At 65.6% G+C, this 15,010-nt stretch carries 13 protein-coding genes; 11 read left to right on the top strand and 2 right to left on the bottom strand.

Going from position 1 to position 15,010, the window contains the following annotated elements; translation table 11 throughout:
- Positions 1-2: 2 nt before the first annotated feature.
- Entirely contained in the window at positions 3-1,958 is a 1,956-nt protein-coding gene (locus tag GJ695_RS01260; RefSeq protein WP_154361792.1) for a hypothetical protein, read from the top strand.
- Positions 1,955-2,716, top strand: a complete 762-nt coding sequence (locus tag GJ695_RS01255) for a S1 family peptidase (protein WP_154361791.1) — start codon at positions 1,955-1,957, stop codon at positions 2,714-2,716. Before GJ695_RS01260 ends, GJ695_RS01255 begins: the two co-directional genes overlap by 4 nt.
- On the opposite strand, the gene GJ695_RS01250 is transcribed toward GJ695_RS01255, so the two are convergent.
- Positions 2,685-3,428 carry an N-acyl amino acid synthase FeeM domain-containing protein gene (locus GJ695_RS01250; RefSeq protein WP_371866467.1) on the bottom strand — a complete coding sequence of 248 codons (744 nt, stop codon included), beginning with the start codon at positions 3,426-3,428 and terminating at the stop codon, positions 2,685-2,687. The two genes, GJ695_RS01255 and GJ695_RS01250, sit on opposite strands and share 32 nt — an antisense overlap.
- Before the next feature lie 88 nt (positions 3,429-3,516).
- Positions 3,517-4,113: an XrtA/PEP-CTERM system exopolysaccharide export protein gene (locus GJ695_RS01245; RefSeq protein ID WP_154361790.1), complete on the bottom strand. Its 597-nt coding sequence runs from the start codon at positions 4,111-4,113 to the stop codon at positions 3,517-3,519.
- A 126-nt stretch (positions 4,114-4,239) separates the two neighbouring features.
- Here GJ695_RS01245 and GJ695_RS01240 point away from each other — a divergent pair, with 126 nt between their 5' ends.
- Genes GJ695_RS01240 through GJ695_RS01200 form a run of 9 tightly spaced genes read left to right on the top strand, consistent with a single transcriptional unit; the run spans position 4,240 to position 15,008 of the window.
- Complete coding sequence (locus GJ695_RS01240; RefSeq protein ID WP_154361789.1) at positions 4,240-5,763, top strand: XrtA system polysaccharide chain length determinant; 1,524 nt, start codon at positions 4,240-4,242, stop codon at positions 5,761-5,763.
- A 10-nt stretch (positions 5,764-5,773) separates the two neighbouring features.
- Complete coding sequence (locus tag GJ695_RS01235; protein ID WP_154361788.1) at positions 5,774-6,514, top strand: XrtA-associated tyrosine autokinase; 741 nt, start codon at positions 5,774-5,776, stop codon at positions 6,512-6,514.
- The gene (locus tag GJ695_RS01230; protein WP_166454983.1) at positions 6,498-8,027 is read left to right on the top strand and encodes a TIGR03016 family PEP-CTERM system-associated outer membrane protein; all 1,530 of its coding nucleotides are present in this window, start codon (positions 6,498-6,500) and stop codon (positions 8,025-8,027) included. Before GJ695_RS01235 ends, GJ695_RS01230 begins: the two co-directional genes overlap by 17 nt.
- A 12-nt stretch (positions 8,028-8,039) precedes the next feature.
- On the top strand, positions 8,040-9,185 hold the full coding sequence (gene wecB / locus GJ695_RS01225; RefSeq protein ID WP_154361786.1) for a non-hydrolyzing UDP-N-acetylglucosamine 2-epimerase: 1,146 nt from the start codon (positions 8,040-8,042) through the stop codon (positions 9,183-9,185).
- A complete protein-coding gene (locus GJ695_RS01220) occupies positions 9,182-10,012 on the top strand; it encodes an XrtA system polysaccharide deacetylase (protein ID WP_154361785.1) in 831 nt (276 codons plus the stop codon). The genes wecB and GJ695_RS01220 overlap by 4 nt, the downstream gene beginning before the upstream one ends.
- The gene (locus GJ695_RS01215; RefSeq protein WP_154361784.1) at positions 10,009-11,046 is read left to right on the top strand and encodes a FemAB family XrtA/PEP-CTERM system-associated protein; all 1,038 of its coding nucleotides are present in this window, start codon (positions 10,009-10,011) and stop codon (positions 11,044-11,046) included. The genes GJ695_RS01220 and GJ695_RS01215 overlap by 4 nt, the downstream gene beginning before the upstream one ends.
- A 5-nt stretch (positions 11,047-11,051) precedes the next feature.
- Complete coding sequence (locus tag GJ695_RS01210) at positions 11,052-12,293, top strand: TIGR03087 family PEP-CTERM/XrtA system glycosyltransferase (RefSeq protein ID WP_154361783.1); 1,242 nt, start codon at positions 11,052-11,054, stop codon at positions 12,291-12,293.
- Entirely contained in the window at positions 12,290-13,858 is a 1,569-nt protein-coding gene (gene xrtA, locus GJ695_RS01205) for an exosortase A (RefSeq protein ID WP_154361782.1), read from the top strand. The genes GJ695_RS01210 and xrtA overlap by 4 nt, the downstream gene beginning before the upstream one ends.
- On the top strand, positions 13,845-15,008 hold the full coding sequence (locus tag GJ695_RS01200) for a TIGR03088 family PEP-CTERM/XrtA system glycosyltransferase (RefSeq protein WP_154361781.1): 1,164 nt from the start codon (positions 13,845-13,847) through the stop codon (positions 15,006-15,008). The genes xrtA and GJ695_RS01200 overlap by 14 nt, the downstream gene beginning before the upstream one ends.
- Positions 15,009-15,010 lie beyond the last annotated feature (2 nt).

Below are 15,010 nucleotides of genomic sequence, written 5' to 3'. Positions count from 1 at the left end.
CCATGCCGATGCGCGCGACCTGGCCGAAACTGGTGGCGGTAGCGTTTTTCGCCGGCCTGGGCTGGTCGCTCATGGTCTATCCGCTGGCCGGCAATTGGCTGGGGTTCATCTTGGCGGCCTATGCGGCACTGCTCTGGTGGCGTCCTGACTTGTGGCTATTCGCCCTGCCGGCGCTGCTGCCGGTGCTGGACCTGGCGCCACGCACCGGCTGGTTTTTTCTTGAAGAACTCGATCTGCTGCTGATGCTGACGGCCGGCATGGTCTACTGGCGCTGGCCGCAGGCGGCGACGGACCTGCCGCAATGGCCGCGGCTGTTTCGCCTCGGACTGTTGGTTATGGCGCTCGCCGTCGTCATCGGACTGTGGCGCGGCTTGCGGCCCTTGCAGACCATCGACGTCAACACCTTCAACAATTATCTGAGTCCCGCCAACGCGCTGCGGATCGCCAAAGGCTGGCTCTGGACGCTGGTGCTGCTGCCGCCGTTAAGGCACGCCGCCGGACCGCAATTGCAGGGGCTGCGTCAATATCTGCTGCCCGGAATGATGCTGGGTCTGCTGCTGGTCACCGCAGCCGCGATCCGGGAGCGCATGCAATTTCCCGGCCTGCTCAATTTTTCCAGCGACTACCGCATCAGCGCGCCGTTCTCGGCGATGCACACCGGTGGCGCGGCGCTGGATGGCTATCTGGCGCTGGCCACGCCGCTGCTTGCGCTCTGGCTGTTCGACCGCCACTCGCCGCTGCGCAACATTGCAGCCGTCCTGTTGCTGCCGATCGCATGCTATGCCGGCCTGGCGACGTTTTCACGGGGCCTGTACCTTGGCCTGGCAATCGCCGTCACCACCGTCGCCGCGGCAACCGTGCTGCGCCGCCCGGCGGTGCTGGCCACAGGACTGGGCGTCCTTGCCGCGCTGGACATCTGCTTTCGCATCGGCGGCTATCGCGCTTACGGCGCCGCCTTGCTCGGGCTTGGCGTACTGGCGGTGGCCATGAACCGGCGCCACGCCGTGCCGGCCCTGGCCGGTGTGCTGGTGCTGAGCGCCGCGGTGCCGATTTATCACGGCTACTACGTCAACGAGCGCTTCAGTACTGTCGGCAGCGACTGGTCGGCACGTGTGCGCCACTGGCGCCAGGCGCTCGGCATGATGGACGATGGCGCCGTCACCGCCTTCCTCGGCATGGGAACAGGCGCTTTCCCGGCAACCTACTACTGGCGCAACCCGCTGCGCGAGGTTCCTCCCAGCTACCAGTTCGTGGACCAGGGTGGCAACCGCCATTTGCGGCTGGCCGCCGGCGAATACGCGGCCGGCTACGGCGAACTGCTGCGCATCCTGCAAGCGGTCGATGTTGCGCCACACCGTCAATATGTGCTGGGCGTCGATGTCTGGAATGGCGGCAGGCCGGGCTTCCTGCACCTGAATCTGTGCCAGCGCCAGTTGCTCTACCCGCAAACCTGCGTGGCGGCGCCGCTGCGTCAGATTCCCGCCGGCCAGGCTAGTCAGCATTATCTGTACACCATCGATTCCGGCCTGCTCGGCAGCGACGGCTTGCCGGTCAAGCTGGAAATCGCCGCGGAGGGCCAGCAGGTGGTGCTTGACGTCGACAACGTCAGCCTGCGCACGGTGCCGGACGGGCGCGAGCTGCTGCACAACGGCAGTTTTTCGGCGGCCAACGATTACTGGTTCTTCAGCAGCGACCGCAGCCACCTGCCCTGGCACATCAAGAATCTCGGCCTGAATCTGTATTTCGACATGGGCTGGCTGGGTCTGTGCGGCTACGCACTTCTCATCCTGGGCGCGGCGACGGCGCTGCTGCGGCGCGGTGACACCGCCTGGCTCGCCGCGCTGCTCGCCTTCCAGGCGGTCGGCCTGTTCGACAGCCTGATCGACGTGCCCCGCATTACCTTGCTGTCCACCCTGCTGATGTGCGCGGCAGCCTTGCAAACGAGGAATTCACTATGAACATACTGTTGCGCATTGCCCTGCTCTGTTGCCTCCTGCAATCCGCCCGGGCACAGGAGCTGATGCAGGTGATCGAGGAGGTCAAACCTTCCGTGGTCGGCGTCGGCAGCCTGCAACAGACACGCGGCCCTGCCGTCAGCTTCATCGGCACCGGTTTTGTCATCGGCGACGGCTTGACTGTCGTCACCGCCGCGCACGTCGTCAACGATCTGGTCAACAAGGGCCAGACCGCCACGCTCGGCGTGCTGGTGCGCGCCGGCGAAAGCACCCATTTCCGCGCCGCCACGCTGATTGGCATGGACAAGGACCACGACCTGGCCCGCCTGCGCATCAGCAAAGGCAGCGCCCTGCCCGCACTGCGCCTCGGCGATTCCAGCAAGGTACGCGAAGGCAAGGCGTTGGCCTTCATGGGCTTCCCGCTCGGCATGGTGCTGGGGCTGAACCACGTGACGCACCGCTGCATCGTTTCCGCCATCACGCCATTGGCAACGCCCGCTGTCACCGCCCGTCAACTGGACGGCAAGACCGCGCGCCAACTGCAAAAGCCGGCGTACTCGGTGTTCCAGCTCGACGGCACCGCCTATCCGGGCAGCAGCGGCAGCCCGCTGTTCGATCCCGCCACCGGCGAGGTGGTCGGCGTCGTCAACATGGTGTTCGTCAAGGGCGTCAAGGAATCAGCGATCACCGCGCCCAGCGGCATTACCTACGCGATTCCGGCCAACTATCTCAAGTCGCCCCCGTCAACAGACGGCCAGTGATACCGGGTTCATCCCAGGTCGGGAAGAAATACGGATAGAAGGAGCGCTCATTGCCATGCTGTTCCATCAAGCCGCCGAACTTGCGGATCTGCTCGCCCATGTATTCCAGGTCCAGCCTGAGCAGAACCGCCGGCGCGCCCACGCGGGTACAGTTGCGCTCCGCGCCAAAGTCCCGAAATCCCAGCATGCGCTTGTAGAACATCACATGGCGCGGATTGACCTCGATCACATAATCGGTGTACCCGTGGATATTGCGGGCGTAAATGTAGGAAATATGGATCAATGCCGCGAATACCCGCTTGGCGACGCCTTTGTCGATGGCCAGCCGGGATGGTTCGCACAGGCGGCGGTGCTGGGCGCGCAGTTCGTCCAGCTTGTCGCGGAAGTTTTCGTCGGCCGGCAGGCCGATTTCGTCGTTATCCAGACACAGCGACATGGTGCCGACGACTTCGCCGCCGGTTTCGGCAAACAGCGTGATCTTGTTGGGGGAATGCACAACGCTGGGATCGACTGAATAGCCGCGCCAACCGTACATTTTCCTTAACAGCAGACTGGCTGCCTCGCGTCGCCCCTGGGAATTGGCCATACGGATATGAAAAATCTGCTGATCCAGGGGGTGGTCCAACGCGGCTTCGGCCTTGCCTTCGCCGACAACGAGGTCGCGCATATCGCTGTCGACCTCGAAAGAAACAATAGCATCGTCATGGTGCACGGTTGGCTTCCTATCAGGTGTACATATTCATGAGACACACGGCTCAGATAGAAAGTTCCAACAAAATTGAAAAATAATTCTCCCACGACTAGAACCAGCCTTCCGGTATCACCAGGATATCGCCCGGAAGTACCGCCACGTTGGCTGAAATATCGCCATCGCGCAACAAATCCTGCAGCCGCACGGGCACCATTTGCCGCTGACCGTCGACCGTGCGGATGATGTTGGCTTTGTTGCCGGCGGCAAAATCAGTGATGCCGCCCACGGCGATCAGCACGTCCATCAGCGACATGCCCTGCCGGTACGCCAGCGCCTGCGGCCGCGCCGCCTGGCCGATCACCCGGATCTGCTGGCCGTAGGGGCCGACGAAGCTGGTCACGATCACCGTCACCAGCGGCTGCTGGATGTATTTGCTCAACGCCTTTTCAATGTCGCGCGCCAGCTCGGTGGAGGTCTTGCCGGCCGCCTGCAGATCCTCCACCAGCGGCGTGGTGATCTTGCCGTCCGGCCGCACCGGCACGCTGAGCGAGACCTCGGGATTGCGCCACACATTGATGTTGACGACGTCGCCCGCGCCGATCTGGTAATCGCCTTGCAAGGGCGCGGCCGGCGTGTCCGACAGGCTGACGCGGTGGGCACAGCCCCCCAGCAGCGCCATCAGGATGAAGCAGATGAATGCACGCATGATGTTTCCTCCTCGATGCAATGATTCAGAAAACTCGCCAGTCTCTGCTTGATATGCCTCAACGACTGCCCAGTTGAGAAAAATATAATCGGAATCTCCTGCCGCCAGCCCTTGGAGATAAACAACATGGAGGAGCTCATCAGTCAGCTGATATCCAGCCTGAAAGGGATATGGAAATATCGCTGGCCCGCCGTCTCCGTCGCCTGGCTGGTGGCCGTGCTGGGCTGGACCAAGGTCGCCCTGCTGCCGGACGACTACCAGACCACGGCGCGCGTGTTCGTCGACACGCAGAGCATCCTCAAGCCGCTGCTGGCGGGCATGACCAGCATGCCGAACATCGAACAGCAGGTGTCCATCATGAGCCGCACCCTGCTGAGCCGGCCCAATGTCGAGCGCGTCATGCGCATGGTCGACCTCGACATCGGCGCCCGCACGCCGCGCGAACAGCAGCAGCAATTGGACGAGCTGATGAACAAGATCCGCATCAACGGCACCGGCAACCTCGACATCTACACCATCACCTACAACAACAGCAATCCGCGCATCGTCCGCGACGTCGTGCAATCGCTGCTGACCATCTTTGTCGAAGGCAGTTTCAAGGGCAAGAGCGGCGAGACGCGCAAGGCGGTGCAATTCATCGACGAGCAGATCAAGGCTTACGAGGACAAATTGACGGCCGCCGAAAACAACGTCAAGGATTTCCGGCTGAAAAACACCGGCCTGCTGCCGCGCCAGGGCGGCGACTACAGCAGCCAGCTGATGCAATCGTCCGACGCGCTCAATGCCGCCCGCCTCGAACTGGCCGAAGCCGAGCAGGCGCGCAACGCGATCGCCAACCAGATCACTGGAGACGAACCCATCCTTGGCGCCGACATGAACCCGGCCGTCATCGACAATCCCGAACTCGACGGGCGTATTTCCGCGCTGAACAAAAGCCTGGATGCGCTGCGCATGCAATACACCGAGCTGCATCCCGACATCATCGCCGCCAAGCGCCTGGTGGCGCAACTGGAGCAGCGCAAGGTCGAGGAAAGCAAGCTCAAGCAGACCAGCGATCCCGGCAAGAACTACAGCCCCATGCTGCAGCAACTGAAAGTCGCGCAGACCGAGGCGGAGGCCCGCGTTGCCGCCATCACCGCCCGCGTGCAGGAATACACCTTGCGCCACCAGCGTCTGCTGGCCCAGGCCGGCGCCGTGCCCGAGGTCGAGATGGAACTGGCCCAGCTTAACCGCGACTATCAGGTCAACAAGGACAACTACGAAAAGCTGATCAGCCGGCGCGAAGCCGCCCGCCTGTCGGGCGACCTCAGCTCTACGACGGAAATGATGTCGTTCAAGATCATCGACCCGCCCACCGTGCCGCTGACGCCGATCGGTCCCAACCGGGTGCTGCTGTACTCCATCACGCTGGGCGGCGCGCTGCTGACCGGCGTGGCGGCGGCGTTGCTGATCAGCCAGGTCCGGCCCACCTTTCTGAGTCCGCAGGAATTGCGCGACCGCACCGGCCTGCCGGTGCTCGGCACCATCGCCATGAACTGGACGCCGACCGAGAAAGCCAAGCGCCGGCGCGGCAAATACCTGTTCGGCATCGCGCTGTCCGGCCTGATGCTGGCGTATGGCGGCGTGCTGGCCTCCACCATCCTGCGCTGAGGAAATCACGATGCCCACCGCCATCGCCCCGCGTCATATCGACATCAACCTGGCCCGCCTGCACCAGCTCGGCATGGTGACGCAGGAAGGCGGCCGCACCACCGTGGCCGAAGACTTCCGCACCATCAAGCGGCCGCTGCTGCGCAACGCGCGCGGCGACGGCGACGTGCCCGCCATCCGTCATGGCAACCTGATCGTGGTCACCAGCGCCGTACCGGGCGAAGGCAAGACTTATTGCGCGGTCAACCTGGCGATGAGCATCGCCATGGAAATGGACATCACGGTGCTGCTGGTGGACGCCGACGTCGCCCGGCCGTCGGTGCTCAAGGTGTTGGGCCTGCCGCCCGAGCCCGGCCTGATGGACATCCTGCTGCGCGACAAGACCAGCCTGGCCGACGTCATCCTGAAAACCAATGTGCCGACACTGAGCATCCTGCCCGCCGGCCGCGCCAACAAGCACGCCACCGAACTGCTGGCCAGCCGCAGCATGAGCCGCCTGCTGACGGAAATCGCCGAACGCTACGCCGACCGCATCGTGATCTTCGATTCGCCGCCCCTGCTGATGACCACCGAAGCCAGCGTGCTGGCCTCGCAGATGGGCCAGGTGCTGCTGGTGGTGGAGTCGGAGCGCACCACCCAGCACGCCGTCAAGGAAGCGCTGCGGCATATCGAGCAATGTCCCAATGTCAACCTGGTCTACAACAAGAGCACCGCCTTTCCCGGCAGCGAATACTATGGTTATTATGATTAGCGTGACGCAGCGTGGTGCGCCCGGCGGCTGGACGGTGCTGGTATTGCTGATGCTGCCAGCCATGGCCAGGCCGGCCGACTGGACCGTGACGCCCACCGTGCGCCTGCGTGAAAGCTACACCGACAATATGAACCTGGCGCCGCCGGAACAGGCGCGCGGGCAGTTCATCACCGAAGTGTCGCCCGGCGTGCTGGTCTCGACCGACGGACCGCGATTGCAACTGGCGCTGTCCTACACCTTGCAGAAAGTGGCGTACACGCGCCAGCCGGACCGCACCGCCCAGCAACTGGACGCCAACGGCCACGCCGAACTGCTGCCAGACTGGCTGTTTCTGGACGCCCGCGCCGGCATCAGCGAGCGCAACGTGTCGGCCTTCGGCCCGCAACTGATCGATCCCGCCCTCACCAACAGCAACAGCACCACCGTGCGCACCCAGGCCTTCAGCCCGTACCTGCGGCATTACTTCCGCGGCTTCGCCACCGCCCTGCTGCGCTACGACTACCAGCACGCCGGCAGCGGCGGCCTGCTGGACGTGCGCAGCACCGGCGAAACGCTGCAACTGACCGGCGACAACGGCGGACGCGGCTGGAACTGGGACTTGAGCCTGCAACGCACGCAACTGGACGATGCCGCGCTGGCCCCGGTCACCATGAGCAACGCGGCGCTGACGCTGAGCTATCCGGTCAACAGCAACATCTCGGTGTTCGGCACCGCCGGCTACGAGAAGCAGGATTACCACTCCGCCAGCGCCCAGCCGCAAGGCAGGTTTGGCACCATCGGCGGGGTCTGGACGCCCTCGCCGCACACGCGCCTGTCGGCCAGCATCGGCCACCGCTTTTTCGGCAAGACTTACAGCCTGGACGCCAGCTACCGTCTGCGCAGCATGTTCTGGACGCTCACCTACAACGAAGACATCACCACCACCCACGGCGAATTCTTCAGCGTCCGGCCCGAGGGCCTGACCGATTTCCTGTGGGATCTGTGGGCCACCCGCATTCCCGATCCACAACTGCGCATGCAGACCATCAAAGTTTTCCTGGCCATTTCGCAGATGCTGGGCACGGACGGCAACGTCAACTTCTTCAGCCATCGCTACTATCTGCAGAAACAAGGGCGGCTGTCGGGCGTCTACAGCACGCCGCGCAGCGCGCTGGCCGTGCACCTGGCCACCACCGGCCGCAGCGGCCAGACCAGCAACGCCATCGACAGCGTCATCCTCGGCCCGGACGAACTGACGCTCACCGACCGCACGCGCCAGACGAGCCTTCAGGCCGGCTGGAACTGGCGCATGTCCGCGCGCGGCAGCCTGACCCTGGGCGCCAGCCACAGCCGCGCCAAGTCCCTCACCACCGGCCGCGAAGACCACAACAGCGCGCTGACCCTGAGCCTGACGCGCCAGCTGTCGTCCCGCATCAGCGCCAGCGCCGACCTGCGCCACGTCCGCCACACCAGCAACAAGGGCGGCAACTACCGTGAGAACGGCGTCGGCGCGACCGTGATCGTGGCGTTTTAACGGAGCCCTGCCATGTCCCGTCCCTATCGCCTCGCCTGCGTGGTTGCCGCCCGGCCCAATCTGATGAAGATGGCGCCGCTGCTGCGCGCCTTCAGTCCGTCCGAAACCCAGGTCGAAACCGTGCTGGTCCACACCGGCCAGCACTACGACGCCGACATGGACGCGCAATTTTTCAACACGCTGGAAATGACGCCGCCGGATTTCCGCCTGGACGTGGGCTCGGCCAGCCACGCCGTCCAGACCGCCGAAGTGATGCGCCGCTTCGAGCCGGTGCTCGAACATGTCGCGCCGACGGCGGTGCTGGTGGTCGGCGACGTCAACTCCACGCTCGGCTGCGCGCTGACGGCGGCCAAGAAAAACATCCCGGTGCTGCACGTGGAAGCCGGCCTGCGCAGCTTCGACCGCGCCATGCCGGAAGAAGTCAACCGCGTGCTGACCGACCAGATCTCGGAGTTGCTGTTCACCAGCGAAGCCAGCGGCACCAGCAACCTGCTGCGCGAAGGCATTTCCCCGCACCGCATCCATTTCGTCGGCAACGTGATGATCGATACGCTGCTGCGCCAGCAAGGCAAGGCGCCCAGCGCCGCCGAGGTGCTGCGCCAGGCCAATCTGGCCGGCTTTGTGCGCGACGGCGGTCCGTATGCGCTGCTGACGCTGCATCGTCCGTCCAACGTCGACGATCCGCAGCGGCTGCGCGCGCTGATGACCGCCATGGTCAGGCTCAGCGACGACCTGCCGGTGCTGTTCCCGCTGCACCCGCGCACGCGCGCCATGCTGCAGCGCTACGAACTGAGCGCGATGCTGGACGCGCCACACATCGCCTGCCTGCCGCCGCTATCCTATCTCCACATGCTCGGCCTGATGAAACACGCCTGCGTGGTGCTGACCGATTCCGGCGGCGTACAGGAAGAAACCACCGCCCTGCGCGTCCCCTGCCTGACCTTGCGCGACAACACCGAGCGCCCGATCACCGTCTCCGAGGGCAGCAACGCCATCGCCGGCCGCGACCCGGCGGTGATCCTGGCCTTGTGCCGCGACATCCTGCGCTACGGCGGCAAATCCGGCCGCGTGCCGCAATACTGGGACGGCCGCGCCGCCGAACGCGTGGCGACCGCCACCGTCAACTGGCTGCAAAGCCGGCGGGAGCGGCGGCCATGAACGCGCTGACGGTGGACGTTGAAGACTATTTCCAGGTCTCCGCCTTCGCGCCCCACATCGACCGCGCGGACTGGCCAAGGCTGCCGTGCCGGGTGGAGCGCAATGTCGACCTCATCCTCGGCCTGCTGGACGCACACCAGGCCCAGGCCACCTTCTTCACGCTGGGCTGGATCGCCGAACGGTATCCGGCGCTGGTGCGCCGCATCGTCGATGCAGGCCACGAACTGGCCAGCCACGGCTACGCCCACCTGCGCGCCAGCGAGCAGACGCCGGACGAATTCCGCCACGACATCACATTGAGCAAAAACCTGCTGGAACAACTGGGCGGCCAGGCCGTGCGCGGCTACCGGGCCCCGAGCTTCTCGATCGGCCAGGCCAACCTCTGGGCGCTGGATTGTTTACAGCAGGCGGGCTACCGCTACAGTTCCAGCATCTACCCGATCCGCCACGACCACTACGGCATGCCGGATGCGCCACGCTTCGCCTGGCGCCCGCTGGGCAGCGACGGCCTGCTGGAATTGCCCGTCAGCACCGTGCGTGTGCTGGGCCACAACCTGCCGGCCGGCGGCGGCGGTTATTTCCGCCTGCTGCCCTATGCCACTTCGCGCTGGGCTTTGCGACGCATCAACTCGCAAGATGGGCAAGCTGGCATATTTTACTTTCACCCTTGGGAACTTGACCCCGGCCAGCCTGTGCTGCCCGGCATCGGTTTGAAGACCCGGATGCGCCACTACCTCAATCTGCACCGCATGGAGGCGCGCATCCACCGGCTGCTGACCGATTTCCGCTGGGGCCGCGTCGATGACATTTTTCTGGGAAGCGCATGATGTCGCACTACACCGTCGGGCTGATGGCATCGCAGGACCGCGCACGCTGGGACGATTTCGTGCTGCGCTGCCCGAACGCGACCTTCTTCCACCGCGCCGGCTGGCAGCGCATCATGGAAGAAAGCCTTGGCCACCGCACCTGGTTCATGTACGCGGCCGACGACGGCGGCGAACTGCATGCCGTGCTGCCGCTGGCGCAGGTCAACAGCCGGCTGTTCGGCAACACGTTGTGCTCGCTGCCGTTCTGCGTCTATGGCGGCATCGCGGCCACCGACGCTCACGCGGCCCAGGCCGTTGACGCCGCCGCGCAACAGCTGGCGGCCCGGCTCCAGGTCGATCACCTGGAATACCGCCATCGGCAGCCGCACCACGCCGACTGGCTGCACCAGGATACCTACGCGACCTTTCGCAAACGCCTGCACGCCGATCCCCAGGAAAACATGCTGGCGATTCCGCGCAAGCAGCGCGCCATGGTGCGCAAAGGCATAACGGCCGAACTCGCCAGCACGGTGGAAACCGATACCGGCCGCTTCTTCGACTGCTACGCCCGCAGCATGCATCACCTCGGCACGCCGATGTTCAGCCGCCGCCACTTCCAACTGCTGCGGGAAGTCTTCGCCGAGGACTGCCAAGTGCTGTGCGTCCAGCAGGCGTCGCGCCCGGTGTGCGCCGTCATGAGCTTCCGCTTCCGCGACCAGATCCTGCCGTACTACGGCGGCGGCGGCGCGCAGGCGCGCGTCCTTGCCGGAAACGACTTCATGTACTGGGAGGTGATGCGCCGCGCCTGCCTGGCCGGCTGCACGCTGTTTGACTTTGGCCGCAGCAAATACGGCACCGGCTCATTCGCGTTCAAGAAAAACTGGGGCTTCGAGCCGGAACCGCTGCATTACGACTACCAACTGCACCGCAGCAAGCAGTTGAAGCAGGTCCAGCCGCTCAATCCGCGCTACCAGATGCTGATCAAGGCGTGGCGCCTGCTGCCGCTGTCCGTGGCCAACCTGATCGGGCCGCACATCGTGCGCCAACTGGGATAGCGGCCATGCGCGATCTGCTCTTTTTATGCCACCGACTGCCCTATCCGCCCAACAAGGGGGAGAAGATCCGTTCCTATCACGCCTTGCAATATCTGCGGCAGCACTTCCGCATCCATCTCGGCACCTTCCTGGACAGCGACGACGACGACGCCTACGCGCAACACCTGGCCGGACTGTGCGCCAGCAGCTGCTTCGTGCGCATGCCGCCGCATTGGGCACGGCTGTCCGGCTTGTCCGCCTTGCTGCGCGATGAAGCGCTCAGCCTGCCGTATTTCCGTCACGCCGTCCTGCAACGCTGGGTCGACAAAACGCTGGAGGAGCGCCATATCAGCACTTGCCTGGCCTACTCCGGGCCGATGGCGCAATACCTGCCGTGCGGCACCTCGCACGGCCCGCTGTGGCGCGTGCTGGACCTGGTCGACGTCGATTCCGAAAAGTGGCATAGCTACGCGGACAACAAGCCCTGGCCGCTTTCCGGCCTGTACCGGCGCGAAGGCCGGCTGCTGCTGGAGTTCGAACGCAAGGCCGCCGCCGAATTCGACCGCGTGCTGCTGGTATCCCCCGCCGAAGCCGAACTGTTCAAGCGCCGCGCGCCCGAATCGGCGGACAAGGTGGATTATTACTGCAACGGCGTGGACAGCGGCTACTTCTCGCCCCAGCAGCTGCATCCGTCACCGTTTGGCGCCGCGCGCGCCATCGTCTTCACCGGCGCCATGGACTACGAACCGAATATCGACGCCGTCAGCTGGTTTGCCGAGCGCGTGATGCCCACGCTGCTATCCCAGCACAAGGACCTGGAATTCCACATCGTCGGCTCACGCCCGGCGACGCAGGTACGCGACTTGCTGCGGCTGCCCGGCATCCAGGTCAGCGGCACCGTGCCGGATGTGCGGCCCTATCTCCAGCACGCCGCGCTGGTGGTCGCGCCGCTGCGCGTCGCCCGGGGCGTCCAGAACAAGGTGCTGGAGGCCATGGCGATGCAGAAAATTGTGATCGCCTCGCCGCAAGCGCTGGAAGGCATCTCCGTCACGCCAGCCACCGAAGTCATTTGCGCCGACGGCGGCGCCGAATTCATCAGTGCCGCCTGCCGCCAGTTGCACGCGCCGGATACGCGCATGGGCGCCGCCGCGCGCCAGCGCATCCTCGCCGACTACCGCTGGGAACACAACCTGCAACGGCTGGGCCGCATGCTGGGCGTTGAAACGCATCTGCTCGACACCCTGGCCGAAATGGAGCGTGCGCCATGAAAACCGGCCGCGCCGCCCTGCTGTCGCCACCGCATGCCACGCCCGTGCAGCCCGGCGCCTCGCTGCAGCCGGCACACATCTGCCTGGCGTTGACGCTGGCTGCCGTGCTCATCATCCACCTGCCCACGGTCAGCGCCATCGTGACCCTGTGGATACGCTCGGCCACCTTCACCCACGGATTCCTGATCCTGCCGGTCGCGGGCTGGCTGATCTGGCGCCGCCGCGCGCAGCTGGCAACCGTCGCGCGGCGTCCATGGCCGCCCGGCCTGCCGCTGATCGCCGCCCTGGGCGCGGTCTGGATGCTGTCCGCCGTCGCCAGCGTGCAGGTGCTGCAACAATATTGCCTGGTACTGACCGGTATTGCCGCTGTCGCCACCGTGCTGGGACGCGCGCTGGCGACAGCGATCGCCTTTCCCTTGGCCTACACCCTGCTGACGGTGCCGTTTGGCGAAGTGCTGATGCCGGCGCTGATCGACTTTACCGCCCGCTTCACCGTGGCCTTGCTACAACTGATTGGCATCCCGGTCTTCCATGACAATAATTTCATCGCCCTGCCCACAGGCAACTGGGCCGTGGCCGACGCCTGCAGCGGCCTGCGCTACCTGATCGCGTCGCTCGCGCTGGGCATGCTGTATGCGGGCGTCAACTACCACAGCGCTGGCAAGCGGCTGATATTCATCACCATTTCGCTGCTGCTGCCCATCCTGGCAAACGGCCTGCGCGCCTGCATGGTCGTGCTGATTGGCCACTGGAGCAATATGAAACTGGCCTCCGGCGTCGATCACCTGATCTATGGCTGGGTGTTTTTTGGCGTGGTGATGGCCATGCTGTTCTGGTTCGGCGCCTACTGGCGCGATGCCGAACCAGCAGCGCAGGCGTCGGCCACCGGCGTGGCACCGCCGCAGGTCGCCCCGACCGCGCAATTCATCCGTGTCGCCGTCGCCATCGTTGCCTTGAGCGCCATCTGGCCGCTGCTCGCCGCGCTGGTGCTGCGCGCGCCGTCGGACGCCACGGCGGAACCGCCGTTGACGCTGGCCGCGCCGCCCGCGCCGTGGCGCGCCAGCCCGATGCGCGCCGGCGACTGGCACATGCTGCACAAAGGCCGGCCACAACGCGTCTCGCAACGTTACAGCGACGGCCAGCGCACCGTTACGCTGCAACTGACCTGGTATCGCCATCAATCCGAAGGCGCGGAACTGCTGGCGCAGGTGCAGCGCACGGTGGTTTCCGGCGCGCCGCAATGGGAGGAAGTCAGCGCCGCGCAACGCACCGTCAGCGTGGCGGGCCGTCGCCTGGCGATCCGCCAATCGGTCCAGCAGGCCGCCAACTACAAGCTGCTGGTCTGGCGCTGGTACAGGCAGGGCGGCGTCGAAACCGCCAGCCCGCAGCTGCTCAAGCTGCTGCTGGCCAAAGCCAAGCTGTCCGGCGGCAACGACGGCGGCGCCGAAATCGTCGTTGCCGCCGCCTACGACGACCAGCCCGCCAACGCCGAAGCCGCCATGCGCGATCTGCTGGCCGCCATGCTGCCCGCCATCGACCAGGGACTGCGCCATGTCGACCGCTGAAGCCGCGCCGCTGATCGTCCACCTGATCCACCGCCTCGACGTCGGCGGGCTGGAAAACGGCCTGGTCAACCTGATCAACCACCTGCCGCCGGAGCGCTACCGCCATGCCATCGTCTGCCTGGAGGATGCCAGCGACTTCCGCCTGCGCATCCAGCGGCCGGGTGTCGAGATCGTCAGCATCAACAAGCGCCACGGCAAGGACTGGTCGCACTATCTGCGCCTGTTCCATACCCTCAAGCGCCTACAGCCGCAGCTGATCCACACGCGCAACCTGGCCGGCATCGAAGCCCAGCTGCTGGCCGCCGCCGCCGGCGTGCGGCTGCGCGTGCACGGCGAACACGGCCGTGACATCAACGATCTCGACGGCAGCAAGCGCCGCTACCGCCTGCTGCGGCAAATGCTGCGGCCGCTGATCGGCCATTTCATCGCCGTCAGCAAGGATCTGGAAGACTGGCTGGTCGACACCATTGGCGCCCGGCCGCAGCGCGTCACCCACATCAGCAACGGCGTCGACAGCGTGCAGTTCCATCCCCGGCTGGGACCGCCGGCCGCCATCGGCCCGGAGGGTTTCATGACCGAACAGGCCTTCGTCATCGGCAGCGTGGGCCGCATGGCCGAAGTCAAGGACCACATCACGCTGGTGCATGCCTTCCTGACGCTGCTGGCGCAAGGCGGCCTGGCCGCCAGCCGCATGCGCCTGGTGATCATCGGCGACGGGCCATGCCGCCAACCGTGCCTCGACGTGCTGCGCGCTTCCGGCACCTCGGCCCTGGCCTGGCTGCCCGGCGCGCGCGACGACATCGCCCGCCTGATGCGCGCCTTCACCGTCTTCGTGCAGCCGTCGCTGGCCGAAGGCGCCTCCAATACCGTGCTCGAAGCCATGGCCAGCGGCCTGCCGGTGGTGGCGACGGCGGTTGGCGGCAATCCCGAACTGGTGCAGCCGGGCTGGACCGGAAAACTGGTGGCGCCGCGCGATCCCGGCCAGCTGGCCGCCGCCATCGCCGACTACTACTGCGCGCCCGGTCTGGCCGCCCAGCACGGCGCCCGCGCCCGCCGCCGCGTGCTGACCGAGTTCAGCCTGAGCGCCATGGCCGCCGCCTATTTGGCCGTCTACGACCGCCTTACCCACCAGCCATCGACGAAAGGATAGCC

Source organism: Duganella alba, from assembly GCF_009674495.1.
Classification (GTDB): Bacteria; Pseudomonadota; Gammaproteobacteria; order Burkholderiales; family Burkholderiaceae_D; genus Rugamonas; species Rugamonas alba.
The sequence above is the reverse complement of the archived record's forward strand: the minus strand, read 5'-3'. Positions and strand labels throughout refer to the sequence as shown.